The sequence below is a fragment of the Sinorhizobium mexicanum genome (assembly GCF_013488225.1).
Taxonomy (GTDB): domain Bacteria; phylum Pseudomonadota; class Alphaproteobacteria; order Rhizobiales; family Rhizobiaceae; genus Sinorhizobium; species Sinorhizobium mexicanum.
Map to the genome: position 1 here is coordinate 2621075 of NZ_CP041238.1, position 24771 is coordinate 2645845.

The 24771-nt window shown below is 62.7% G+C and carries 26 protein-coding genes; 14 read left to right on the forward strand and 12 right to left on the reverse strand.

Translation table 11 applies throughout. The annotated features are described in order from the left end of the window. Nucleotides 1-36: 36 nt before the first annotated feature. The 7 genes from FKV68_RS12410 (at nucleotide 37) to FKV68_RS12440 (ending at nucleotide 8697) form a co-directional block, all read left to right on the forward strand. A complete protein-coding gene (locus FKV68_RS12410; protein ID WP_180938133.1) occupies nucleotides 37-1473 on the forward strand; it encodes a DUF1254 domain-containing protein in 1437 nt (478 codons plus the stop codon). A 334-nt stretch (nucleotides 1474-1807) separates the two neighbouring features. Then, nucleotides 1808-2278 (forward strand): cupin domain-containing protein, encoded by a 471-nt coding sequence (locus FKV68_RS12415; RefSeq protein ID WP_180938134.1) that lies wholly within the window; start codon nucleotides 1808-1810, stop codon nucleotides 2276-2278. 252 nt (nucleotides 2279-2530) lie between these two features. Next, nucleotides 2531-2959 (forward strand): DUF2946 family protein, encoded by a 429-nt coding sequence (locus FKV68_RS33740; protein WP_180938135.1) that lies wholly within the window; start codon nucleotides 2531-2533, stop codon nucleotides 2957-2959. Between the two features lie 134 nt (nucleotides 2960-3093). Continuing rightward, entirely contained in the window at nucleotides 3094-3624 is a 531-nt protein-coding gene (locus FKV68_RS12425; RefSeq protein ID WP_180938136.1) for a YcnI family copper-binding membrane protein, read from the forward strand. A gap of 67 nt (nucleotides 3625-3691) precedes the next feature. Continuing rightward, nucleotides 3692-5302, forward strand: coding sequence for a copper resistance CopC/CopD family protein (locus FKV68_RS12430; protein WP_180938137.1), 1611 nt, complete (start codon nucleotides 3692-3694; stop codon nucleotides 5300-5302). A 716-nt stretch (nucleotides 5303-6018) separates the two neighbouring features. Continuing rightward, nucleotides 6019-7263, forward strand: coding sequence for a tetratricopeptide repeat protein (locus FKV68_RS12435; protein WP_180938138.1), 1245 nt, complete (start codon nucleotides 6019-6021; stop codon nucleotides 7261-7263). Between the two features lie 357 nt (nucleotides 7264-7620). Then, entirely contained in the window at nucleotides 7621-8697 is a 1077-nt protein-coding gene (locus FKV68_RS12440; RefSeq protein ID WP_180938139.1) for a D-alanine--D-alanine ligase family protein, read from the forward strand. A gap of 42 nt (nucleotides 8698-8739) precedes the next feature. Here the strand turns inward: FKV68_RS12440 and FKV68_RS12445 are convergent, their stop codons facing one another. Continuing rightward, nucleotides 8740-9357, reverse strand: a complete 618-nt coding sequence (locus FKV68_RS12445) for a TetR/AcrR family transcriptional regulator (protein WP_180938140.1) — start codon at nucleotides 9355-9357, stop codon at nucleotides 8740-8742. A 78-nt stretch (nucleotides 9358-9435) separates the two neighbouring features. Between FKV68_RS12445 and FKV68_RS12450 the strand changes: the two genes are divergently transcribed. From FKV68_RS12450 to FKV68_RS33065, 3 genes are read left to right on the forward strand one after another with little or no spacing between them, the layout of a single operon-like run. Next, nucleotides 9436-10410, forward strand: a complete 975-nt coding sequence (locus FKV68_RS12450) for an alpha/beta fold hydrolase (protein ID WP_180938141.1) — start codon at nucleotides 9436-9438, stop codon at nucleotides 10408-10410. 8 nt (nucleotides 10411-10418) lie between these two features. Further along, a complete protein-coding gene (locus FKV68_RS33060; protein ID WP_246452494.1) occupies nucleotides 10419-11054 on the forward strand; it encodes an alpha/beta fold hydrolase in 636 nt (211 codons plus the stop codon). Continuing rightward, complete coding sequence (locus FKV68_RS33065) at nucleotides 11047-11388, forward strand: hypothetical protein (RefSeq protein ID WP_245181925.1); 342 nt, start codon at nucleotides 11047-11049, stop codon at nucleotides 11386-11388. Before FKV68_RS33060 ends, FKV68_RS33065 begins: the two co-directional genes overlap by 8 nt. A 36-nt stretch (nucleotides 11389-11424) precedes the next feature. Here the strand turns inward: FKV68_RS33065 and FKV68_RS12460 are convergent, their stop codons facing one another. Beyond that, on the reverse strand, nucleotides 11425-12333 hold the full coding sequence (locus FKV68_RS12460) for an AraC family transcriptional regulator (protein WP_180938142.1): 909 nt from the start codon (nucleotides 12331-12333) through the stop codon (nucleotides 11425-11427). A 97-nt stretch (nucleotides 12334-12430) separates the two neighbouring features. Between FKV68_RS12460 and FKV68_RS12465 the strand changes: the two genes are divergently transcribed. After that, entirely contained in the window at nucleotides 12431-13183 is a 753-nt protein-coding gene (locus FKV68_RS12465; protein ID WP_180938143.1) for an SDR family oxidoreductase, read from the forward strand. Between the two features lie 106 nt (nucleotides 13184-13289). On the opposite strand, the gene FKV68_RS12470 is transcribed toward FKV68_RS12465, so the two are convergent. The 3 genes from FKV68_RS12470 to FKV68_RS12480 form a co-directional block, all read right to left on the reverse strand. Further along, the gene (locus FKV68_RS12470; RefSeq protein ID WP_180938144.1) at nucleotides 13290-13727 is read right to left on the reverse strand and encodes a VOC family protein; all 438 of its coding nucleotides are present in this window, start codon (nucleotides 13725-13727) and stop codon (nucleotides 13290-13292) included. Between the two features lie 263 nt (nucleotides 13728-13990). Next, entirely contained in the window at nucleotides 13991-14521 is a 531-nt protein-coding gene (locus FKV68_RS12475; protein WP_180938145.1) for a DUF1801 domain-containing protein, read from the reverse strand. A gap of 137 nt (nucleotides 14522-14658) precedes the next feature. Continuing rightward, nucleotides 14659-15555 carry a LysR family transcriptional regulator gene (locus FKV68_RS12480; protein ID WP_180938146.1) on the reverse strand — a complete coding sequence of 299 codons (897 nt, stop codon included), beginning with the start codon at nucleotides 15553-15555 and terminating at the stop codon, nucleotides 14659-14661. 491 nt (nucleotides 15556-16046) lie between these two features. On the opposite strand from FKV68_RS12480, the gene FKV68_RS12485 reads away from it, so the two are divergent. Further along, nucleotides 16047-16454: a RidA family protein gene (locus FKV68_RS12485; protein ID WP_180938147.1), complete on the forward strand. Its 408-nt coding sequence runs from the start codon at nucleotides 16047-16049 to the stop codon at nucleotides 16452-16454. Between the two features lie 272 nt (nucleotides 16455-16726). Further along, on the forward strand, nucleotides 16727-17308 hold the full coding sequence (locus tag FKV68_RS12490; protein ID WP_180938148.1) for a dienelactone hydrolase family protein: 582 nt from the start codon (nucleotides 16727-16729) through the stop codon (nucleotides 17306-17308). A gap of 35 nt (nucleotides 17309-17343) precedes the next feature. On the opposite strand, the gene FKV68_RS12495 is transcribed toward FKV68_RS12490, so the two are convergent. Next, on the reverse strand, nucleotides 17344-17577 hold the full coding sequence (locus FKV68_RS12495; RefSeq protein WP_180938149.1) for a hypothetical protein: 234 nt from the start codon (nucleotides 17575-17577) through the stop codon (nucleotides 17344-17346). 116 nt (nucleotides 17578-17693) lie between these two features. Continuing rightward, entirely contained in the window at nucleotides 17694-19127 is a 1434-nt protein-coding gene (locus tag FKV68_RS12500; protein WP_180938150.1) for a mechanosensitive ion channel domain-containing protein, read from the reverse strand. A gap of 178 nt (nucleotides 19128-19305) precedes the next feature. On the opposite strand from FKV68_RS12500, the gene FKV68_RS12505 reads away from it, so the two are divergent. After that, nucleotides 19306-20187, forward strand: coding sequence for a cycloisomerase (locus FKV68_RS12505; protein WP_180938151.1), 882 nt, complete (start codon nucleotides 19306-19308; stop codon nucleotides 20185-20187). On the opposite strand, the gene FKV68_RS12510 is transcribed toward FKV68_RS12505, so the two are convergent. From FKV68_RS12510 to pdxR, 5 genes are all read right to left on the reverse strand, one after another. Then, nucleotides 20184-20615, reverse strand: coding sequence for a low affinity iron permease family protein (locus FKV68_RS12510; protein WP_246452496.1), 432 nt, complete (start codon nucleotides 20613-20615; stop codon nucleotides 20184-20186). The two genes, FKV68_RS12505 and FKV68_RS12510, sit on opposite strands and share 4 nt — an antisense overlap. Nucleotides 20616-20662: 47 nt before the next feature. Continuing rightward, the gene (locus FKV68_RS12515; RefSeq protein ID WP_180938152.1) at nucleotides 20663-21022 is read right to left on the reverse strand and encodes a hypothetical protein; all 360 of its coding nucleotides are present in this window, start codon (nucleotides 21020-21022) and stop codon (nucleotides 20663-20665) included. A gap of 157 nt (nucleotides 21023-21179) precedes the next feature. Further along, a complete protein-coding gene (locus tag FKV68_RS12520; protein ID WP_180938153.1) occupies nucleotides 21180-22133 on the reverse strand; it encodes a DMT family transporter in 954 nt (317 codons plus the stop codon). 301 nt (nucleotides 22134-22434) lie between these two features. Beyond that, a complete protein-coding gene (locus FKV68_RS12525; protein WP_180941483.1) occupies nucleotides 22435-22875 on the reverse strand; it encodes a VOC family protein in 441 nt (146 codons plus the stop codon). A 423-nt stretch (nucleotides 22876-23298) separates the two neighbouring features. After that, nucleotides 23299-24705, reverse strand: a complete 1407-nt coding sequence (gene pdxR, locus FKV68_RS12530) for a MocR-like pyridoxine biosynthesis transcription factor PdxR (protein ID WP_180941484.1) — start codon at nucleotides 24703-24705, stop codon at nucleotides 23299-23301. Nucleotides 24706-24771 lie beyond the last annotated feature (66 nt).

Genomic DNA, 24771 nt, shown 5'->3' on the forward strand with positions numbered 1-24771 from the left:
ACCTCGAAAATGCCATGAGGGAAATAGGAGGCGATTATGGAATTGACACGCCGTGCCGTCGCATTGGGGGGATCCGGTTTGCTCGCCAGTGCCGCATTTTCACCCGCGAATGCCTTGGAGTCCCCGCTCATCGACCCCGTCGAGGCGGCCGATGAGTTCTGGCTGGCCGTCGACGCCTACATCTACGGCTACCCGCTCGTAACGACGGAAATGACCCGCCGGGTCATCACCAATGTCGAAAAGCCCGAGGGCAGCAAGGGCCCGATGGGCCACATCATCAAGCTTCGCGAATACCCGAATGCGTCCTTCAAGGACGTTACGGCGCCGAACGCCGACACCCTCTATACGACCGCGTTCATCGACGTGGCGAAGGAGCCATGGGTGCTGTCGATCCCGGATATGAAGGATCGCTACTTCCTGTTTCCGATGCTCGATGGGTGGACAACGGTGTTTCAGGTGCCGGGAAAACGAACGACCGGCGACGGCGCGCAATCCTACGCGATCACGGGCCCCGGCTGGCAGGGCGATATTCCCGATGGTGTCACCGAGTACAAGTCGCCGACGGGCATCGTCTGGATTCTCGGCCGGATCTATTGCGACGGCACGGCGGAAGATTACAAGGCCGTCCATGAATTGCAGGATCAGTGCAAGCTGGTGCCGCTCAGCGCCTACGGCAAGGACTGGACCCCACCGCCTGCCAAGGTCGATCCGAGCATCGACATGAAGACCGCAGTGCGCGAGCAGGTCAACCGCATGGATGCGATCGAATATTTCACCCTGCTGAGCGAACTCTTGAAAACCAATCCGCCGACAGCCGCGGATGCGGACATGGTGGCGAAATTCGCACAAATCGGCATCGTCCCGGGCCAGGACTTCGACAAAAGCAAGCTGGACGCTGCCTTCATCAAGCGGATTCCCGAGATCGCCTTCCACCGCATCATGCTGCATTTCAAGTTCAGCGACGGGGACGTCAAGGACATCAACGGCTGGGGTTACACCACCAGGACCGGCATCTACGGTGACAATTACCTCCAGCGGGCCCTCGTAACGGCCATAGGGCTCGGGGCCAACCGCCCGCAGGACGCCGTCTATCCGACCTCGCTGAAATCGAAGGACGGCCTTTTTTCTCGTGCCTATCACGGGACGAACAAGTACGTGCTGACCTTCCCCAAGGGACACCTGCCGCCCGTCCGGGGCTTTTGGTCGATCACGATGTACAACGACAAGTACTTCTTCGTCGACAACCCGATCAACCGCTACTCGATCAGCGCAAGGCAGGATCTCAAGGTGAATGCGGACGGGTCGACGGATATCTACATCCAGAACGAATCCCCCGGTGCAGACAAGGAGGCCAACTGGCTGCCGGCGCCAAAGGAAAAGTTCATCCTGATGATGCGGCTCTACTGGCCCGACGACAGCCCGCCGTCCATTCTGGATGGTTCGTGGGTCATCCCGCCGGTCAGGAAGGCGTGATAGCATCTCGTATCGGATACGGTACCGGGCGCGAGGACACCCTCTCGCGTCCGCTTCTGATTGCAATCCAGCGTCCATGGGGGCGAGCCGACGCGCCTTGGCGGCAATTCGGGCTGCAGACGCGATAAAGCGTCAACCACGCCGGCCGCCTCGATGGCGGCGACGTGGAGCCGAGGCGGCGGCTGCTTTCAGCCATTGGCTTTCTCCGAAGTTCGCTCGGATCACCGAGAAGCGCTTGCCCAGGTGTGGTCCGCGGACCTAATCTGAACGCCTCGCGGGCCTGCCCCAGCGCGCAGCCGAGGCACAAGGGCCTGGCAATAGAGGGAGGTCTATCATGAAGATCGCATCGATAATCGCAGTGGGCTGGATTGGACTCTGCGGAGCCGCCTCCTTTGCCTCGGCGGGGGATGAGCACACAATGGTCGCTCCCGATGATATCAAGTGGGGTCCGGCCCCCAAGATCCTTCCTGCCGGAGCACAAGCGGCGGTCTTGTTCGGCGATCCCACCAAGCAGGGTTTGTTTGCCCTCAGGCTTAAGGTGCCGCCCGGGTATGCGGTTCCGCCGCACACCCATCCTGCGGATGAGGTGGTCACTGTCATATCAGGGACTTTCAATCTTGGGATGGGCGAAACCGCGGACAAGGGTTCCGCCCACGCGCTGCCTGCGGGCAGTTTCTTCGCGCTGCCGCCCGGCACCGCGCATTTCGCCTACTTCGACGAGGAAACGGTAATCCAGATCACCACCAATGGCCCATGGGGGCTCAACTATGTCAATCCGGCCGACGATCCACAAAAGTCGCAATAGCCAGCCGCAGACTTGTAGACCAACTACAGCGCCGCGCGTCTTCTCTACGATTAGGCGACATGCAGTAGCCCCACCGCCAGCGCGGCGGGGCTTTCGCCTCCCACCAAATGCGGTCTGGTCCACACTGCATGAGCCGTTGCATCACGCGTACCGTCGTACTCCTGATGCCGGCCATTTTCCTCAATCTGTTTGATCGAGAGCATATTCAAGTGAGATCTTCGCTGATAGACAGGTGATCGATCGGAGCAAATGATGCTGAAGCAGTTGCGCAGTGGAAAGAGCATATGGGTGGCGCTTGTCGCCGCCTGCCTGCTCGTCCTAGAGGCTGCGAGCGGAGTTGCGGCCAGCGCCGCACCGGTTGTGCTGGATAGCTTCGGAAACCCGCTTTGCATCTCGGACGCGGACCACGGACACCACGGCCAACACGAGCAGGCGCCAGCGAGCGATCACTCGGGAAAGCAGGACTGCTGCACGCTGGCTTGCGGGATGTTTGCGCATCCGGCAATTCCGGGGAGACAGCTTTACGTTTTTGACGCGCAGTATGCGACACCCGTCGATCTCCCTGCGAAAAGGGACGGTCCCGGCCTTCGCCAATGGCTGAACGAGTTTCAAGGAAGCCCACGGGCGCCTCCTCACCAGATGCGAAACCATCTGCATCACGCTGATTTCGCGAACGTTTAGTCGCTCAGCGCATCCAATCCAATATGAGCCGACCCACAGCGCCTGACATTCGCAGGCGGAAGACCCTCGGCATCAGGCCCTCGTGCCGCTAAAATCACCGCCGCGCTGAAGCGCCGGCGACATGGAGAAGAAATATGTTCAAGACGTTCATCACGACCGCAGCCATCCTGGCGCTTGGAACCGGCGCCGCGCTGGCGCATGTCAGCCTGCAGGTCAAGGAAGCGCCCGTCGGCTCGACCTTCAAGGCGATCCTGCAGGTGCCGCACGGTTGCGAGGGCAAGCCGACGACAGCCATCCGGGTGCAGATCCCGGAAGGCGTCATTGCGGTCAAGCCGCAGCCGAAGGCCGGCTGGACCATCGAGAAGGTCAAGGGCGCCTATACCAAGTCCTATGACTACTACGGCACGCCGACCAGCGAAGGCGTGAAGGAACTGATCTGGAGCGGCGGAAGCCTCGCCGACGACGAGTATGACGAATTCGCGTTGCGCGTCTTCCTGACCCCTGACCTCAAGGCCGGCGAAACGCTGTATTTCCCGGTCGTGCAGGAGTGCCCCGATGGCCTTGCCGAACGCTGGATCGAGATTCCGGCTGCCGGCCAGACTTCCGACGATCTCGAATTGCCGGCGCCGGGTCTGAAACTGCTCAAAAAAGCCTCTGGACATTGAGTTCGCAATATTGAGCAAATGAGCCGGCGCTTCGGCGCCGGCTTCCTTTCGATGTCAGGATCTTCCGGTGAATACGCTCGCGGCCACGAAGTTTCCGCCCGGCCTTGGCCGGGTAACGATCGCCGTTCTGGCCTGGCTTTTCCTGGCGACGGCGGCGCTTGCCCATGCGTCGCTGACCGCGACCGAGCCGCGGGATGGCGCGGTCGTTCCCACTTCGCCCACAACACTTGCGCTGTCGTTCAGCGAGCCGGTGTCACCTCTGGCGTTGAAACTGGTCAAGCCGGATGGTTCCGCGGTCGCGCTCGAGCGGTTTTCGCTCCGGGATCGCACGGTGGAAATCGAGGTGCCGCCCGGCCTTACCGCCGGCACGCACGTCCTTTCCTGGCGCGTCGTCTCCGAAGACGGACATCCGGTCAGCGGCTCGATCCTTTTTTCCATAGGCTCGCCGAGCGGGTCGACTTATGCCGGCGAAGCGATCGACTGGCCGGTGCGCGCTGCGCTCTGGACAAGCCGTGTCGCGCTCTATGCCGGTCTTTTTTTCGGCATCGGCGGCGTCTTCGCCTTGAGCTGGCTCCTGCAGGGCGCGCGAGCCGGGCGGCGGTTCATTGCGGCAATGCTTGGCATCGGGCTTGCGGGAACGGCTCTTTCCGCCGGGTTTCAGGGACTGGACGCGCTCGGCAGACCGCTTTCGGCGCTGGCTGAGCCCTCGGCGTGGTCGACAGGACTCGGAACAAGTTTCGGCAAGACGGTCATCGTGATGACCGTCGCGCTCGCCCTTGCAGGCGTTGCGCTCGTCTCGCGCCGCGAGCAGCTCGCGCGGTGGATTTCACTCACGGCACTGATCGCGGGTTCGCTGGCTCTCTCCCTCAGCGGCCACGCCAGCGCCGCCGAGCCGCAATGGCTGATGCGCCCGAGCGTCTTCCTGCATGCAATCACGATCGCGCTGTGGGTCGGCGCCCTGGTGCCCATCGCAAGACTGCTCCAGGCCGGCCACCCGCATGCACTGAAGGCGCTGCATCGCTTCTCGGTTTTCATCCCCTTCTCAGTCGCCGTTCTCGTGGCGGCAGGCATCGTGCTGCTGATCGTGCAGGTGGGGCAGCCCTCGGCACTCCTCGATACGGCCTATGGCAATATCTTTCTCGTCAAGCTCGCTCTCCTCGTCGTGCTTTTCGCCCTGGCCGCAATCAATCGATGGGTGCTGACCGACCGCGTCGAAGCCGGCGATCGAGGCGCCGCCCGGCATCTCGTGCACTCGATCGCTGCCGAGACGCTGCTGGTGCTGCTGGTTTTCGGCGTGACGGCTTCGTGGCGTTTCACGCCGCCGCCGCGAGCCCTCGTGACGGTCGCCGCGGAGCCCGCCTCGGTCCACATTCACGGGGAAAAGGCGATGGCGGAAATAACCATCACACCGGGCCAACCGGGACCGGTCGAAGCCTCTGCCCTTGTCATGGACGGCGACTTTTCTGCCCTTGACCCGAAGGAGGTCACCTTCGTCTTCTCCAACCCGTCCGCCGGCGTCACCGAGATAAAGCGCAAGGCCAGCAAGGCCGCGGACGGAACATGGCGGACCTCCGACCTCCTGCTGCCCCTCCCCGGCCTCTGGAAAGTCCGGCTCGACATATTGATCAGCGATTTCGAGATCGCCCGGATCGAGGGGGAAATCCAGATCGGGCCGTAGGGGGCAAGCGGTCGATATTGAATCGACTTCCGGACCTTTACCGTTAAGCCACAAAGGCGCGTCCCGCTCCACTTCGGTCATCGGCGGCGGGCCAAATGAACGGCTCGATTGAGCCCCAAGCTGGCATCGCCGCGTCGGGCTCGCCGACTGATGCGGTACCTCACGCGGCGCGCTTGAGTTCTTTCGTGCTGTCGTTGCCCCAAATCTGCTGCCCACTTCTGGGCGCATGTATTACAGCGCCGTGCGTCCTTCAGGACGCACAAAGGACGCTGTAAGTCTTTGAATCTACGCATCGTGCTTTCCGAAAATCGATTCCGATTTTCGGGCCGATGCGCTACAGCGCCGCGCGTCTTTTCAGACGCGCAAAGGACGCTGTAGCACTTTGAATTGCTGCATGTCTTTGTCCTTTAATCGGCTACGATTAAAGGCGACATGCAGTAGACGCGGAGGGTAAGAATCGGTTCTTGAAGCGGTCGCCGTTCCCCGCATCGCCTGCGTCGTTTGGGAAGACGAGAAAACCGCACGCTGTTTCCGCTCGCATCCCGCGCTCCAGCCTGATAAAATCAATCACGAGGCGCACCGGTACCGGGCGCTTCGCTCTATACTGCATGGACACATGATGGCCGTTAGGCCCCAGATTTTTTATTTCAGATTTTATTATATTAGATCAACGTTTTATTGGTCGGTATCGCGTATACCGCCTCAGAGAGGCGAAGATGACAATAGATGTTATTGGCTATTCTAGAGAATTTAAGAAAATTCGAAAAAATTGGAACCGGGTATATCTTTCAGATCCAGAATCTCATCCTTTACTCTCCTGGTCCTGGCTGAACGAATACTTGTCCAGGCGGGAACAATGGTTCATTCTGGCCTTCGGGCAGGAGCAGACTGACCATCGCTACGACGCTTTTCTGCCGCTGGAGGTTACGACTCTCCAGGATGACGACACGGGGCTTTTCTCAGACCAGCTTCTGATGATCGGCAATCGCGACAGCGGCGAGAGTGGCTTTCTCTGCATGCCCGGCCTGGAGAACGCGGCGGCGGACGCCTTCGCCGGCTTCCTCATGAGCGAAAGTTGGACGAGCATGCGGTTCGAACGTTGCGAGCCCTCTTCCGCCAGGCTCGAACACTTGCTGCAGGCGTTTCCCGACGGGCCGCTTTCCCGAAGCTCCGAGGATCGAGCGAGAGGCGAGATCGACAAGGGTCCGGTTCACAGCGTGCTCATTAGAACCCGGACGGGCCGAAACCTGCATGACAGGCTGAACCGCCGCAGCGTCGGCTTCGTGTTCGAGCGGGCGATGGCGCTGCATGCCGAGGGCAAGCTCGACGTGGCGGAAGCGGGATATCGTCAAGTGATCCGTACCATCCCCGGCCATGTGCAGGCCCGCTACGCACTTGCGCAGCTCTACAGCGACAGGGGCGACCACGCCGAGGCGGAATATCTCTATCGCGGGCTGTTAGCGACGCTTCCCGACGCCGACGAAATCCTTCATCGGCTTGGCGACACGCAAATGGAGCAGGGCTCCTATGGCGAGGCAAGCAAAACCTTCGAGAAGCTCGTTGGGCGGCACCCCCATCGGGGTATCCTGCGCTACAAGCTCGCGGTCACGCTTCTGGCCGCCGGACGCAGAGATACTGCCATTGCAGTCTTTCTCAGTTTCGACGAGGTCGCGTCCGACGACTCGGACCACATTCGCTGCAAGCTGAAGGCACGCGAGGTCCTGCGCCGTCTGGAACCCGTCTGCGGCATGGAGGAGCAGTCGGAGGTGCAACAGCAGCGGATTTCCTTCGAGCCGACCGGCCTGCTGTTTGGCTATTCGGTTCCGGTCGCCGTGCCTTCGGCGCGCTTCCAGACACTTGCGCCGTGGTTGCTCGAGCCTTCTCTTCCCAGCGGCGCCTGGGCACACCTGCACGCCAGATCGGGCGATCGCGACTGCAAGTGCTCGAGGCTGAAGCATTAATGCATGTCGCCTACTGCATGTCGCCTTTAATCGTAGCCGATTAAAGGACAAAGACATGCAGCAATTCAAAGTGCTACAGCGTCCTTTGCGCGTCTGAAAAGACGCGCGGCGCTGTAGGAGTCTGCAGCGGTTTGGGGCAACGACATGCTTACAGAGATCTGAAGCGCGTTAAGCCGTTCGGCGAACGACGCCGAATGGCTGTTTCCTACCCGACCCAGACCTTTAAGGTTGTAGGTAAAATGGCGACTCCTGGGCGCGAAGCTGACTTGCGGGGGCCCCCGCAATTTTCTCCTTAAATCGGTCGCGATTTAAGGAAATGCAGTAGGCCATACAAACCCGATTCCGTGGGAGCTTTTCGTGGCCACTTCTTCGAACAGACTGCGCATTGCCGTGCTCTTCGGCGGGCGCTCCGCCGAGCATGACGTATCCGTGCTTTCGGCAACCAATGTCATGCGCGCGCTGGAACCCGAAAAATACGATGCGGTCCCGATCTTCATCACCCGCGAAGGGCAATGGCTGCTGAGCCGCTTCGAGAATGGCACGCTCTCAAAGCCGGTAAGCGGCACGGAAGTCTCGCTCGTGCCGGGCGGCAAGGGACGCATGCTGGCGATCCCGGCCGATGGCGCGCCCTATGCGCTGCCGGAGATCGGTGCTCTCTTTCCGGTGCTGCATGGCCTCCACGGCGAGGATGGTGCCGTGCAGGGACTCGCCGAGGTAGCCTGCGTGCCGCTCGTCGGCTGTGGCATTCTCGGTTCCGCCACCGCGCTCGACAAGGACATCGCCAAGCGGCTCCTCCACGAGGCGGACCTGCCGACCGCGCGGTCCGTCACCATCCACCAGGGTGCAGCACCAACCTTGGCCGAGCTTCAACGCGCGCTCGGGCTTCCGCTTTTCATCAAGCCCGCACGCCAGGGCTCCTCCGTCGGCGTCAGCAAGGTTGCGACCGAAGGGGACTACACGGCCGCACTTGAGGAGGGTTTCAGGCACGACCGCAAGCTCCTGGCCGAAGAGTTCATCCGCGGCCGCGAGATCGAGTTGAGCGTGCTGGAGGATCCGGAAGGCGGCCTCTTCGTTTCCCGCCCCGGCGAGATCGTGCCGGCCGAAAGCCACGGTTTCTACAGCTACGACGCCAAATATATCGACGAGGATGGCGCGGCGCTGAAGGTGCCGGCGGAGCTGCCGGAAGAGATCGAAGTCCGCATCCGCGCAACGGCCGCGATGGCCTTCCGGGCGGTCGGCTGCGACGGCATGGCGCGCGTCGATTTCTTCCTGACGCCGGACATGCGCTTCCTCATCAACGAGCTCAACACCATTCCCGGCTTCACCGACATCAGCATGTATCCGAAGGCGATGGCCGCAAGCGGCGTCAGCTATGCCGAGCTCATCGACCGGCTGGTGGCGCACGGGCTGGCGCGCGCCGGTCTAACTCCTTGAAATTGCGCATTCCGTACCGCAGTGCGGTCCTGCGTTTGGCAGTCACTGTTTTCGCCCATCCTTGGGAAACCGTGCTGCGACGCCCGCCACTACATCTTCAACGATCTCCTGCAGTTCCGCTAGCTCGCAACCGTCGCGCGCCTGGATCGAAATACCCTGCATGACGGCAGCCAGATGGCGCGCCAAGCGCTGAACCTCGTCCACGCGGGCAAAGGGCTGGAGCGCTTCCGCAATCCGCTCGCGCATAGCATCACGCCGCGTGGCCGCGTCGCGGGCGAGCGGGGCATGTTCCGGATGACAAGCGACCATACCGCTTGAGATCAGGCAGCCACGTTCACGGTGAGGGTCGGTTACGGCTCTCACGGCTCCCTCGAGCAATACTCGTACTGCGTCCGCCAGCGCCCCCCCCGATTTGATGGATGCCACATCCAGGCATCCGAGCGTCTGCTCGTAGCGTGCAACCGCTTCCCGGTAGAGATCCGCCTTGCTGCCAAAGGCAGCGTAGAGGCTTGGAGGCGCTATCCCTATCTCCGTCGTGAGATCACCGATCGACACCCCTTCATAGCCGTGCCGCCAGAACAGCCGCATCGCGGTCTCGACCGCCTTTTGTCGGTCGAAACTCCAAGGTCGTCCGCCGCGTGATTTTGCTTTGCTTTCCATAGCGGCCACTAAACAACCCTTGACAGGCGAAGTCAAGTAGGTTGAATAGCGTTCGCTAAACAACGCGGAGCAACACTCATGAATCACTCGAGACGTACCTTCCTCGCCGGCGCGGCCGGCCTCGCCACCTTGGCCATCGAAGCCGCCCATGCCGCGCGGCAAGCTCATGCGGCATCCGCCGGCAGCGCTGCCCCTCGGTCGAAGGCCGATGGAGCGCCTGCGGCAGCGCGCGAGCCATTCGTCGTCCGCTCGGCGGATGGCGTGATGCTGACAGGCGAGGCGCAGGGCGACAGCCAGGCGCCGGAGGTCCTGTTCATCCATGGCCTGCGTCAGAGCCGCCTGAGCTGGGAAAAGCAGTTCGCCGATCCTGCGCTGGCGGGCTTTCGCATGGCGAGCTTCGACCTTCGCGGCCATGGCGATTCCGACAAGCCGACTGCACTCGACGCCTATTCCGATGCCGATCGATGGGCGGACGACGTCGCCGCCGTAATCGCCGCCGCCAAGCTTCGCCGGCCGGTGCTCGTGGGATGGTCACTCGGCGGCTTCGTGGCCGGCGCCTATCTGCGCAAATACGGGGGTTCGGCAGTTGCCGGCGTCAATCTGGTCGACGCCGTCACCAGGCTGTCGCCGGATCTCCTCACCGAGGAGGCGGCGACCTTCACCGGCACCTGCACCTCGCACGATCTGGCAGAGCGCACCGCGGCCACGGCCGACTTCCTCGCCGCCTGCTTCCACCGGCCGCCGACCGCTGTGGAGATGCAGCGCATGCTGGTCATCAACGGCATGACCGCCCGCGCGGTGAACGAGGGCTTCATCAAGACAGCGACAACCGATCTCGAACCCGTATTCAACGCCTTTGCCGGCCCGATACTGCTGACGCATGGCGTCCACGACCGGCTGGTTCGCGTCGCGATGTCGGAACGGATCAAGTCCATCCACGCTAACAGCAGGCTCTCGCTTTTCTCCGACAGCGGACACAGCCCATTTTATGAGGAGCCGGTACAGTACGGACAGGAGCTTGCCGCCTTCGTGCAGGCCGCCAACAGGGGCTGAGGATCGACGTGAACCTGGATCGGCGACACCGTCCTTCAAACTCTACCATCGACATCACGGCTGCCCGCAGCCGTGACGCGGTAGCGCCGTTCTTTCCGGGCTTCCGCACCCTGGACATGGACGCCGGCGGCGTTCGCTTCGCCGGCGTCATCGGCGGCGCAGGGCCGCCGCTCCTGCTGCTTCATGGCTTTCCCGAGACGCATATCGCGTGGCGCAAGGTCGGCCCGATGCTGGCACGTCACCACACGCTGGTCATCCCTGACCTGCCGGGCTATGGCGCCAGCCGGCCGCACGCGACGTTCCCGCGCTGGACCAAGCGGCGCGTCGGTGAAGCATTGGTCGCGCTTATGCGGGCGCTCGGTCATGAGCGCTTTGCGCTGGCCGGACATGATCGCGGCGCACGCGCCGGCTACAGACTGGTGCTCGACCATCCTGGCATAGTAACCCGCTTCGCGTCGCTCACCGTCATTCCTGCCCTCGATTCGATGCTGGCCGTCGACTATCGTTATGCGCAGAAGAGCTATCATTGGTTCCTGCTGGGCCAGGAGGCAGACCTGCCCGAACGGTTGCTCGCAGCCGCACCGGATGAGTTCATCGATCGGGCCCTTTGCGTCCATGAATGCAGAAAGCAGTCGCGTGATTGAGGCGGCGGCAAGGGAAGCGTACCGTGCCGCTTTCCGCGACCCGGCAGTCAGGCACGCAATATGTGAAGACTATCGTGCGGCGCTGGCTGAGGATCTTGCCCATGACCAAGCGGACCGCGCAGCAGGACGCAAGCTGGATTGTCCTGTCCTCGTGCTCTGGCCACACTCGCAGGAGAAGCCGGGCAGATTGCATCCGGCCGGGATCTGGCGGCTCTGGGCCGGCGACGTCACGGGCGTGGCGACGAGCGGCGGTCATCTTCAGCCCGAAGACTGCCCGGATGAGGTCACCGTGGCGCTCGTTCCCTTCTTCGCCGCGAACCCTGGAGGAGTGTAGCGCAAATATGCTTCTCGCTCGGCTCTCACACGGCTTCTAATCGCTTCTTGGGATGCTGCGAGCATATCGAGCGGGTGGCATGCCTGCATGTCGCGCAAAGGCAACGCTGAAAGTGCTTGCCGATCCGTAACCCACGCGTTCGGCCACCTGGTCTATGCCCAAGTCACGGCTGCGCAAGAGCTGTTTTGCAAGAGCCATGCGCCAAGCCAATAGATATTCCATTGGCGGCAAGCCGACGACGCGGCTGAACCGGGCAAAGAAAGCCGAGCGCGACAGAGCCGCTTCGGCCGCGAGGTCCGAGACAGTCCAGGGATGTTCCGGGCGCGCATGCAGGGCATGAAGCGCGGCCGCCAGGCGTTCATCGGCAAGGCCGCGGCTCAAGCCCGGCGCGGCTGTCGTTTCCGGGCCGGAACGCAATGCTTCGATCAACAACACCTCCAACAGCCGTTCCAGCACGAGTTCGCGCGCCGGCCGCCGTTCGCGCGTTTCCTCGCCCACCAACTGCATCAGCGTGGCAAGCCGGGGTTCGCCACGCACGAGAACCACATCCGGCAAGAGAGAGACAAGCAGGGCCGTATCCGGCGCGCCGAAGCTGCAATGCCCGATCCGCATGCGCAGATCGGCAGGCCCGTTGTGGCGTCCGACACGGAAATGCCCGTCGCGGACCTGCGTCGGGATCATGGTGGAGAGATCGGCCGGCGCATCGATGCTCTCGTTGACCAGATCGGCCATCGCCGGCGCAAGCACGAAGTCACCGGCCTGGAGGACGAACGGTGGGTGACTGCCGAACTTCACGCGGCAGGTCCCTTCCAGGATCGCGCAATAGAATGGTTCGCCGGTGGCTTCACGATGAATGCGCCAGGAGCCGGCACACTCCACCAATTTCGAAAAGCGGGCGGCAGGCTGTAGCAGGGTCACGATTTCTGCAAGCGGATCGACGGCCATATTCAGGACTAACGCTAAAGGAATGAAGACTATCGCCTATATTAAGTCCGGCATGCGGTCACTACCATAGGCTCATTCATTTTGTACGGAGATGCCTATGCCTGCGATATTGATTACCGGTTGCTCGTCCGGCTTCGGTCTGGAAACCGCGAAACTGTTTCTCGAACGGGGGTGGGACGTGATCGCGACGATGCGCACGCCCAACGCGGAGTTGCTGCCTGCCTCCGATCGCCTGCGGGTGCTGGCGCTCGACGTCACCGATCCGGCAAGCATCGCGCAAGCTGTCGAGGCGGCAGGCCGTATCGACGTGCTGGTCAACAACGCCGGCTTCGGCGCGCCATCACCGGTTGAATTGACGGCACCCGAGACAGTCCGGGCGCTTTTCCAGACCAATACGATCGGGACGCTGGCGATGGTTCAGGCCGTCTTGCCGCAGATGCGCCAACGGAGGTCAGGCGTCGTCATCAACGTCACGTCCACGGTGACGGTGAAGACGCTGCCGGTGGTCGGGGTGTACCGGGCGAGCAAAGCGGCGGTAAACGCCTTCACCGAGTCCCTTGCAGTGGAGGTGGAGCCGTTCGGGATACGCGTGCATATCGTTCTACCGGGACGCTCACCGGAAACGCGCTTCGGGGCCAATGCCCGCCCACACCTGCGCGGTGTGGATGACCCTGACTACGCGTCGCTGATCCAGCAATTCGTGAAGAACGCGCAGGACGACACGGGTCCCGTAACCAATGCGCCCGACGTGGCGGAGGCGGTCTGGAAAGCTGCAACCGATCCGTCCGCCCCATTGCGTATTCCGGGCGGTGCGGATGCCGAGCTTTGGATGGCCGAGGCAGCTATGTAACCGGAACGGCCGCCGCAGGAAAGGTTCCGTCATCGCGCCCGGTATACATCGAGAGGAATGCGCTGCCGTCTGGCGAAGCGCATTCCCCCCGGCATTCGTATTGCGCTCAGCCGAGTTCTTGGGCGAGTCCGATGAGAAGCCCTTCAGGCCCACGGATATAGCAGAGCCGATAGGCGTCCTTGTACTGGACGACTTCGCCTACGAGCTGCGCGCCGCGCCTGCGAAGCCTTTCAAGCGTCTCGTCGACGTCGTCCACGGCAAACATGACGCGGAGGTAGCCCAGGGCGTTGACCGGGGCGTTCCGGTGATCTGCGACGACTGGCGGCGCGATGAAGCGGGAAAGCTCGAGCCGGCTGTGGCCGTCCGGTGTGCGCATCATGGCGATCTCGACACGCTGATCGCCCAGTCCCGTGACACGTCCGGCCCATTCTCCTTCGATCGTGGCCCGCCCTTCGAGCTCGAGGCCGAGTTCGCGAAAGAAATCAATCGTCCCTTCGAGGTCTTCGACGACGATTCCTACGTTGTCCATCCGCTTGAGCGCCATGTTTCCAATCTCCAGGGTGCAGTTTCGATCTACAAGGTGTCTCCTACAGCGCCGTGCGTCCTTCAGGACGCACAGAGGACGCTGTAAGTCTTTGAGTGTACGCATCGTGCTTTCCGAAAATCGATTCCGATTTTCGGGCCGATGCGCTAGAGCAATTCCAGGAAAAGTGTGTAACGGTTTTCCTTCCGGAATTGCGTAGTTTCAAAGAGTTAGATCATTTCACTGTTTCAATTAAACAATGAAATGATCTAAGGCAGTCTGCGCTACGACATCCAGCCGGGCAGCTCGGATGCCTGCCGGATCCAGCTCGCCACCAGCTCCTCGTCGAGTTGCTCGCCCTCATGGATGTGGAAATAGCGCGTGTTCTTGTCCTTGGACTCGACCGGAGGAAGAGGACTGAGCGACGCGCCGCGGAAGAACGTCACCTTGATGTACTTGGTGAAGCAATGATAGGCGAGGAACCAGCCCTGGCCCTCGACGCCATAGAAGGGCGAGTTCCATTTGACCGCCTTCCTTACGCCGGGGACCGTGCGCACGATCAGCGCGTCGAGGCGGCGACCTACGTCGCTCTTCCAGCCCGGCATGGCAGCGATATAGGCCTGCACGGGAGCGTCGCCGTCGCCCTTCGCGATCTGCGGGTTGCCGCCTGAAAGCAGGGTCGGCTTCGCATCCTTGGTCGCTGCGGGCTTGCGGGCCGACGGCTTGGCGGTCGACTGGCGCGGCTTGGCGGCGCCTCGCTTGGCGTCCGGCTCCTTGGCGACCTTCGCCGGCTTGCTGGAGGTCTTCTCGGCCATAACGTTCACTCCACTGAATGACGGAGGTAACTTTAGGGCGTAAACGCGGATTGCCCAGCGCCTTACGGTAAAGAGATCGAGCGGCGATCCGAAATCTGCGCCGGTTTTCTCGACGTGGTCGGAGCGAGTCCGATGAATCAGCGCCCAAGCTCCTCGACCATGAGATCGATGAAGCGTCTCACGCGCGGCTCCAGGAGACGCTTGCTGGGATAGATCGTCACGATCTTTACATCGTCGGTCTCGAGGCCGGATAGAACCGGCCGGAGGCGGCCCGCCGCCATGTCCGCCGCGACCAGAAAGTCGGGAAGAAACGCGATGCCGAGGCCCGCAATGGCGGCATCCCGGATCGCCTCTCCGCTGTCGAGCCGCAGGCGGCTGCGACCCTGGGCCCTGACCCACGCACCTCCTTCCCCGCGGAAGCGCCAGCCTTGCCTCTGGTTGCGACTGCTGAAGAGCAGGCAGTCGTGTGCTGCAAGATCGTCCATCTCCAGCGGCTCGCCGCGCTCGGCGATGTAGGAGGGCGAGGCACAGAGCACCGCCTTGTATCTGGCGACCACGCGCGAGACGAGCCGCGTGTCCGAGGTCGTAACCCCGATCCTGACCGCCAGGTCGAAGCCTTCCTCGACGATGTCCGCAACGCGATCGGTGAAGTTCACCTCGACCTGGATCTCGGGCCAGGCCGCAAGATATTTCCTGATGACGGGCAGAACCAGAAGCCGCCCGAAGGCATCGGGAACGGTGAGCCGGAGAACCCCGCGTGGCGTGCCGCCCTCCCCGGCCACGCTCGCCTCCGCTTCGTCGATCGAGACGAGAACCTGCAGCCCGCGTGCGTAGAACACCCGCCCTTCCTCGGTGAGGCTCAGCGTTCTCGTCGTGCGGTTCAGAAGGCGCGTACCGAGCCTGTCTTCCAGGCGGATGACGGCCTTTCCCGCGGCCGACCGGGACAGGCCCATGGCCTGCCCTCCGGCGACGAAGCTCCCCGCGTCGACGACGGCCATGAACACCTGAATGTCGTTCAGATTCGCACGCTGCATGATGCAACTCCAAAGTCTCGACCACGGCAGAGGCTCATGCTGCCGCACATGTCTCCAAAGCGAGCCGCGTTCAAACGGCCTCCACAGTACACGACAGTACGTAGTCGGGTTTGATGGATGCTTTTTTCGCCGTCATCCCTGTGCTCGTCACAGGGATGAGGATCTGAGGAGAGCCGTGCCGTACCACAACCGACAAGGCGCAGCACCCTGCTGTCGTTGTCCCAAAACCCCTGCACACTTTTGAGCGACATGCATTAGTACGACTGAGCGACATGCATTAGTACGACCTGTGGATGCAAGCGATTCAAGCGTGATGTCGCCGGGCGGGCTTGGCGTCGCGCGTGTCGCTTCTGTGTGGACGTCCATTCGTCAATCAACCGGCTATAAGGACCGACGCCTCGTCGAGGGCTGCGGACCCGCCTGCCAACTGGTTGCTGGCCTTCGAGCACGTCGCCGCCGAGGCAAGTCATTACCATAGGAAGGAAGCCGAAATGGCACAGTCACTGACCCGTTTGAATCCGCCTGCCCTGCCCGATGCTGCCGCGCTCGGCTACTCGCAGATCACAACCGTGGAGCCGGGCCGGCTCGCCTTCGTTTCCGGGCAGGTCGCCTGGCGCCCAGACGGCAAGCCGGCGCCGGATGGCCTCGCGGAACAGGCGGAACTCGTCGTCGCCAACGCGAAGGCAGCTCTCGACGCCATAGGCGCCTCGCCGGAAGACCTCGTCATGGTGCGCGTCTACATGGTCGATTTGACGCCCGGGCGCATCGAGGAGCTGATGCCATATCTGAGTGCGTTGTTCGACGGCGCGCAGCCGAGCCTCACGGGCGTCGGTGTCGCCGCTCTGGCCGCGCCCGACTTGCAGCTGGAAATGGAAATGATCGTTCGACTGCCGTCCTGAGCGTCCGCCTCGCATTGGGGCAAGTTTGATCGCACCACGCCGCGCTGTCATTAGAGCAATTCGAGGAAAAGTGTGTAACGGTTTTCCGTCCGGAATTGCGTAGTTTCAAAGAGTTAGAAACAATGAAATGCTCTAGGCCAAGGCCTTGAGTGCCCGGGTCTGCCTATGGTAGCCCTTGGGGAACGAGAGAGTGTCCCCGATGGCGCACTCTTCGCGGTCAAGCGGTTGACACGCTGCTGCCTGTTTCCGTCGATTCCGCCCGGAGGCATCTCATGGCTGAAGTCCTGCTGTTTCATCATGCACAGGGGCTGACCCGCGGCGTCCACGCCTTCGCCGAGGAGTTGCGGCAAGCGGGGCACACCGTCCACACGCCGGACCTGTTCGACGGGCGCACGTTCCCAAGCATCCCCGAGGGTCTCGCCTATATCGAAGGGATCGGCTTCGACGAGATGCGCGAGCGCGGCGTCCGCATCGCCGACGACCTGCCTTTCGATCTCGTCTATGCCGGGTTCTCCTTCGGCGTGCTGCCGACGCAGAAGCTCGCACAAACCCGGCCCGGAGCCCGCGGGGCGCTGCTCTTTCACTCCTGCCTGCCGATCAGCGGCACCTGGGCCTTCGGGCCATGGCCGGACGGCGTCCCGGTTGAGATCCACGGCATGGACAACGACCCGATCTTCGTCGGCGAAGGCGACATCGACGCTGCCCGCGAGATCGTCGAGAAGGCTAAGGACGCCGCACTTTTCCTCTACCCGGGCGACCAGCACTACTTCGCCGACAGTTCCCTCCCCTCATACGACGCCGGTGCCGCCGCGCTGCTCACACGGCGTGTGCTTGAGTTCCTCAACCGCGTCTAGAGCGGGATGTCTAACCATTCTTGAAGACGGATCGATCAGGTCTTCCCGACAATCAGCGTTTTCTCCTGAACCAACCGATCACGTTCCGCTTTGTGCGCCGTATACGATTGCAGGAATGTCTCAAGGACGTTGTGTGCCAGGGAAGCATCGTGACCGTCCCGCTCAAGTTCGGCGACGATTCTGCGCTGCTTCTCAACGTGGCGCGAAGCCTCGGCAAAATGCCGCTCTGCCTCCGCGAGATGGCGTTCGATGATGGTCAGTTCGTCCATGCTGCATTAACGCACAATCCAGGAAAAGGCTTCATCGGACAGTCGCCTGAGCGCGAACATTGACGAAACGGTCGCCAAATGCACCGCCCGGGAGTGAACGCGCCATCCCTGCCAACCTACCGCCCCAGGAAGCCGTGAACCTTGCGCAGGAAGGCATGCTTTCCTTCAACAGGCCCATCGCCGACCCGCGCATCCCCCGCGATGCCGGCAAGCTGGCGAAAAAGGTCCCTCTGGAGGGTCGGACAGTCGCGCAACAGCGACTTCATGACCAGGCCGTCGATCTCATAGGCCTCGACCTCGGTCAGCGCTTCGAATCTGATCGGTTCGCCGTCGGTCGCGTCGGTCTGCCCGAATATTGCGCCGGATGCCAGCCGCGTAACCTCCGCGCCACGGCGAAAGGCGGCAACGACTCCCGTGCGAACAATCATCAGGCTTGGGCTATTCTCCGCAGGACCGGGCACGAGGTCTCCGCACCGGTATCGGCGGGTCCGCGCCTCAAGTTTCTCCAGCTCTTCCGGTTTCAGGTCGGCGAAGATCGGGCTGGTCTGGAGCAGGTCCTTCACCGTCTCCGCGGATGCCGGCTTGGCAACGGCGCTCTCCGTGAGAACCGTGGCCGTTGTTGGCAGGGCGAGCGCCAGGCCCATCGCCGTGCACTGCCGATAGATGAGGTCGATGAGTTCGTTCTGGGCGGGAGTCCGGTCGGCGGGATGCCTGACCCGATAGTGCAGCTCGACGTCGATCGCCATGGCGTCGACACCCTTGAGAGCGACGCCGGGGGCAGGTTCGTGAAGAATGTGGTTTGCCCCGATCATTGCCCGCCGCATGACCTCGGCGACAAAGGACGGCGGATGTGTGGGCCGCACGCGAAGCGTCAGGAGCTGCAGGTGCGTCTCGTCAGGGCGGGTGATGTTCGTCAGCCCGACCTTCGCCAGCACGCTGTTCGGCAAGACGACGATGTTGTTGGCCGGCGTCAGGACATGGGTCGAACGCCAGGTGTTCTCGACCACCCGCCCTTCGACGCCGTCGGCAAGGATGATCCAGTCACCGATGCCGTAAGGGCGTCCCAACGTGAGAGCCACGCCGGAGAAAACGTCGTTCAGTGTGCTCTGCAAGGCAAGCCCGAGTATGATCGCGATGACGCCCGAGGTCGCGACCAAAGTTCCGATCGCAATGCCGAACACGAAGGAGAGGATGGAGAGCGTCACCCCGAGATAGACGACCGCGACGAACAGGTCCTGAAGCAGCCGCGCTTCGAGCGGCCTGCCATCCAGCACGATGTAGATGCGGATAAAGCCGATGGTGGACCAGGCCAGATGGACCCACCACAAAACCTTGGCGGCGATGAGGGTACCGCCGACTTCCTGAATTGGCTGGGATTTGAACGGAGAAATGCCCGTTCCGACCATTATCGCCGTCATGCTCAGGAAGAATGCGATCTGAACCACAAGCCGCCCGTTCGGACGGCCGCGCCCCTGCAGATGCCAGATAACAATGCTTGTGACACCCAGCGCGATAACCTGGACGAGAGGCGAGACAAACAGATCGAACATTCGCGGAAATGCCTTCTCAAAGCCGGGTGGGCGGCTCGGCGCTTATGCATGTTGACGGCGAAGGCCGCAACCTATCCTTTTGCAGAGCCGGTTGTCGTTCGGGCCTGCATATTGCGGGCAAGAATTCCTGGCAGGATCACGCGAACAACATGGTTGACGCGAGCAGATGGAGGCGCGCTTGCGGGCGGGTATCATTCTACTCTCGGCTGGCCTCACCCTTGCTGCCGGCATGGTGATCGCACACGTCGCGGCACCCGGGCGACCGATCGCGGCGGAATTGGTGCGGGAGTTCGCGGTTCCAGAGGCCAACCAGGGGATCGGCGTGGATGCCGATCACTTCTACGCCGTCGACAACCGCATGATCGCCAAATACGACAAGGCGAGCGGTGAGCGGGTCGCTGTTTTCGAGGGGCAAAAGGATGGACCGATCAGGCACCTCAACAGCGCCGTCGTGGTTGCCGGAGAAGTGTATGCGGCGCACTCGAACTTTCCCGATTGGCCGGCGGCCAACTCGGTCGAGGTGTTTGACGCAGAAACCATGCAGCACCTCGACACCTATGCCCTCGGCATCGATCGCGGCTTTCTTACCTGGCTCGATTACCACGACGGTTCATGGTGGGGAGCATTCGCCAACTACAAGCGGATATCCGGCCGCCGTCCGTTCGACGAAGGAAACAAGGACAATACGCAGGTCGTCCGCTTTGGCCGTGACTGGCGGATTGCCGAGGCCTGGCTTCTGCCGGATGAAGTGCTTGAGAAATTCGGAGACATGAGCAATTCAGGCGGTTCCTGGGGACCCGATCACCGGCTCTATCTGACCGGCCACGATGCCGCCGAGGCGTACGTGATGGAGCGTCCGGAGACGGGATCTGTGCTGAAATGGGTCGCGACGGTGCCGCTGAAGAACACCGGTCAAGGCATCGCCTGGGACCGCTCGACGCCGGATGTGCTTTACGGCATCAGCCGCGCAGATCACCGCGTGACGGCCAACCGCATGGCGATCGGGCGGAACCGGATCTCAATAGCCATTGGACGGGATTCGGAAGAAGCGGCGTACTAGCTGTTCCTCTGTCGCGCGTCTTCGATGTCTTCGGGTTCCGCGTCGTCGATCTCCGCAAGCCTGTTCGGGGCCCGGTCGTCAGAATGAAGCAGTCCGTCCAGTTTTGCATGGATCGCCTGGGTGTCGCCGTGCTCGGCGCGCTGGATGATCAGCGTCATGACCCACACGATGAGCGTGGCCAGGCTATGCATGTCGAAGGTCTGGGGTTCAAGCACCAGCCATAGCGCGCCGTAGGCTATGACAACCAGAAACGCCGCGGGCCGAGCGGTCGCAGCCGCCAGTACGCTGAGTGAACGTCGTATCGGATCCCGTATCATGGAGAATGCAACGGCCAAGGCCGGGATCGGGTTCCGAAAGATCGTTTCCGCGTGCGAGGTGGACAGCGCCGCCGGTGGCGCTCCCTGCACGCTCCCGACCTCATTCGGCACCGCAGCTCCGACCTGGCCGCCTCACGGCGCAGCGACGCTCATCCGTCCTAGCCTTGTTTGATCAGCTCCACGCTGACCTCGCCGTCCGCCGTCACCGTGCAGGCGATGGTGGCGGAGCGCGGCTCGATGCCGCCCTGGCGCAGGTAGTCGATCTTGACCGCCAGCGTAGCGGTCCGCGCGCCGCCCTCGCCTGCGCTTACCGGCTCGGTCAGGCTGGTTTCGATGGAAACTGGATTGTATTGCGAGGCCCATTGGGCGATCGCCTCGTTGCAGCGGGTGACGGTCGGCTGGTCAGCCGCCGAAATGCCGTGACTGACCGGCGTCACCGGTTCCGGCAGCAAGTCGGCCGCGAAGGCTGGACCGGTGAGAAAAAGCACGCCAGCGCTGAGCATTCTGATCGTGTGCATGGCCTCCCCCTTTTTTCGAGAGCGTGACCGTTCGCGCCCGCGGCGCCCCTCGCCCGGCGGCTCCGATGCTCTCCTCGGCACGATAAACCCTGACCGCGCCAATGGGAACGGCATCCGACAATTGGGCAGTCCCCGCGTATCGAAACGTCCGCGAATGTTAAGCCACTGCCGATTGTCTGCCCCCTCCATGGAAGGCCCGGACTGCGGTCAGGACACCGACCGTCAGAATGGCTATTCCGGCAATCTCCAGCGCCGTTGGCGAACGGCCATGCACGGCAAGGCCGAACAGCGTGCCGAAGACTGTTTCCGACACGATCAACTGGGCGGACAGCGCGACAGGCAGCCGCTGCGAGGCAATCGTCCACGCCCATGCAGCGCCGACCGAGGCGAGAAGCGCGAGGCCCGTTCCCCAGAGGTAGAGAGGAACTGCAACGTCCCAGCCGAGGCCAAGCCGCGGTATCTCGAATACGCCCAGGGCAAGACCAATTGGCATGAAGGCCAGCATCTCGATCCCGCCACCGGTCATGATAAGCGCGGTCCAGATCCCGGCATCCATGCCCGGACGTTTCGCAAGGGCACTCTCATTGGCAATGCCGAACCACGTCCACAGCAATACGGCGGCAATCGCCAGCGGAATGCCGATCGGGAGTGATCGTGTCGTCGCCATGCTGGCAGCATCGAACACACTGGCGTTGACGAAGGACAGGCCGGCGACAGCCAGTGTGAGCGGCAGGATCAGCGAGCTCCATGCCACGCTTCTCCGGCGCAAGTTGCCGACGATCGCCAGCACGACGGGCACGAATGCCAGAAATGCCGGCGCGATCACGGGACCCGCAAATATGGCCGCGCCCGCGACGGTGAGGAAGTAGCCGAGATACCCGATGAAACCAAGCCAGGCTGTCGTCAGCAGGTCGCGAAAGCTTAGCCCGCGCAGGGCCTTTCTGGTGAATGCCAGAAACCCCAGGCCCAGAACGCCGGAGATCACGAACCGGAACAGTGCGAAGTCGAAAACCGAATAGTCGCCTATGACGAAGGGGACGACAAAGTTCAGCGACCACGCAAAGGCGGCAAAGAGCGCGGCGGCGACGCCGATCATCATGGAGCTTGTCATTGAAGCACCTGGGTTCAAGGATTGTTGCGGGTTCGCCGAAAGGTGATTGCTCGATCTATCGATCGAGCAATTTCTTACAGCGCCGCGCGTCCTTCAGGACGGCACAGCACACGACAGGAACGTAGCGGTTGTCGCTTCTTGCCCTCATCCCTGTGCTTGTTACAGGGATCCAGCAGCGCAGCGTCTGCGGCGCGGAAGAGTCCCTTCAGCCCAATGACTTGGGCTGACTGGTTTCCTGTGACAAGCACAGGAATGAGGGAGAGGCCTTGCTGGCCCGCGACCGACAAAGCGGGCTGATGCGCTAGCCTTGGGCCTCATCCGCACCGGCGCGGAAGACGAGCAGCTTGTTGCCGTCGAGATCGCGGAAATACGCGCAGTACGGACCATCCTCGTTCGGGCCACGCGGCCCCGGCTTGCCCTCATCGGCCCCGCCAAGCTTCAGGGCAAGCGCATGTACCTCATCAACGTGGGCACGGGAGCGCGCGCTGAACGCAACCATGTTGCCGTTGCCGATCGTGGCACCTTCGCCATTGAAGGGATTGATCACGCCGAACTCGAGGCCGGTCGTTCCGAAGTAGACGGCCCTGCCGGGCTGTTCCAGGATGCGCCCTACGCCGAACAGGGCGAACAGTTTGTCATAGAAGTTTGCGGCAGTGGCCAGATCGTTGGTTCCTACGACGGCGTGTCCCAACAACTGATGTGCGGCTTTGGCGGCCATGGTTTCTTCCTTTGTGCGGTTCATCTTCGCCGGGGCTTCCTGCCCTTTCGGCGGATGAGGCACAAAAACGCGCTGTTCGTGTCTGGGATGTTTCGCCACCACCGCAGTAATGTAGGAGAACGTCAAAACCGACGTATCGCGATACACTCTGATACGAATAGTCGGCACGCCAGTCAGGCGCTCAGTAGGGCTTCAGCAACCTGCTGCATGTTTCCCGCGCCGGCTTAGGGACCAAAACAGGCAGCAATTCAAAGTGCTGCAGCGTCTTTTGCGCGTCCGATCACAGTAGACGACGGTAGCGTAATGGGTTTGGCGGATGCTCTATTCGTCCTCATCCCTGTGCCGGGCACAGGGATGAGGTGGGTGCTGGTGGCCGCGCGCCACTGCCCAACTGACTTGGTGAGGATCGGAGGAGGTGCCTTGTCGCTCCCGAATACGCCCTCGCCGTCACGCAAAGCGTCCGATGATCCCCTGCAGGCGCTCCCAGGATCTTGCGAGCTGCCGTTGCGGCGCTGTCGCGAGGCCCAGCAGCAAACCGGGTTTTGCAGAATCCGGTGATGCATACCAGGCCGAGAGCGGTGCCGGCGCCATGCCGAATGCGAGCGTTTCCCGCGCAATCGCAAGGTCCGGTGTGCCGTCCGGCAAGCGCAACAGCACCGCCAGCCCGGCAACAGTCGCCTCCCCGGGGCCGGACGTGAGACATTTCAGCAATGCGTCGCGCTGGGCGGCATAGACGCGCTTCGTGCGCCTCAGATGCCGCATGTAATGGCCTTCGCGCATGAACTCGGCGGTTGCGAGCTGCACCGCCGGGCCGGGAGGCGGCGCGAGACACGCCGCGACCTCCGCGAACCGAGGTGCCAGCGCCGGCGGCGCGACGAGGAAACCGAGTCTCAGCGCAGGGCTGATGGTCTTGCTGAACGAGCCGATGTGAATGACGCGCCCGGCGCGATCGAGCGAGGCGAGCGCCGGCGCAGCGCGGCCATCGAGCTGCAATTCGCTCAAATAGTCGTCCTCGATCACCCAGGCTTCGCTCCGGGCCGCCCAGTCGAGGAGGCGGAGGCGCCTTGCGAGCGAAAGTGCTGGCCCGAGCGGCGCCTGCTGCCCCGGCGTGACGACAACCAGCGCCGCATCCGGGGCATGGCGGATGCCATGGTCGACATCGATGCCCTCCTCATCGACAGGGACCGGCGCGAGGGACAATCGCGCGAGTTCCAGCCCACGCCGGCTGAACGGGAAACCCGGATCCTCTACCCAGGCCTTGCGCCCCTCGAGGCCAAGCACACGCAGCGCCAGTCCGAGGCCGTTGGCATAGCCGCCGGTAATGATGACCTCGGAGGGCGAGCACTCGATGCGGCGCGCGACGGCGACATAGGCGGCGATTTCCCGCCGCAGTTCCAGTTCGCCGCGCGGGTCCGGATAGATCGCGGGCGCGCTCGATTCCGCGCGGACGGCCTGCGAGCGGATCCTGGCAAAGAGCGTCGCGGGAAAAGTTTCCTGCGCGGGCACGCCCATCTGGAAGATCGCGGGGCCCGCCGTCATCTCCAGGTACTGCTCCATGAACGAGCCGGGATCGGGCGGCTGCTCGACCCGGGCGATGGCGGCTGGCTGATCCGCGACGCGGGTTCCTGCCGCGCGCGAGGCGACGATGAGCTGGGCAGCGGTCAGCTTCTCATACGCCGTTCGCACCGTGCCGCGGGCGACGCCAAGCTGGGCTGCAAGGTCCAGCCAGGACGGCAGGCGCGCGCCCGGCGCCAGCACCCCGCTTTCGATCGCGGTGCTGATGCCTTTTCGTATCTGCTCGGCCAGTGGCGTCTTCGCAGACCGGTCGAGCTCCAGTTTCAGCGGCTGGTCCATGTTCTCTTGGTACACGATTTTTGCCGGTTCTTGGTGCTTTTTTTAGAACCAGAAGACCGTCATTTC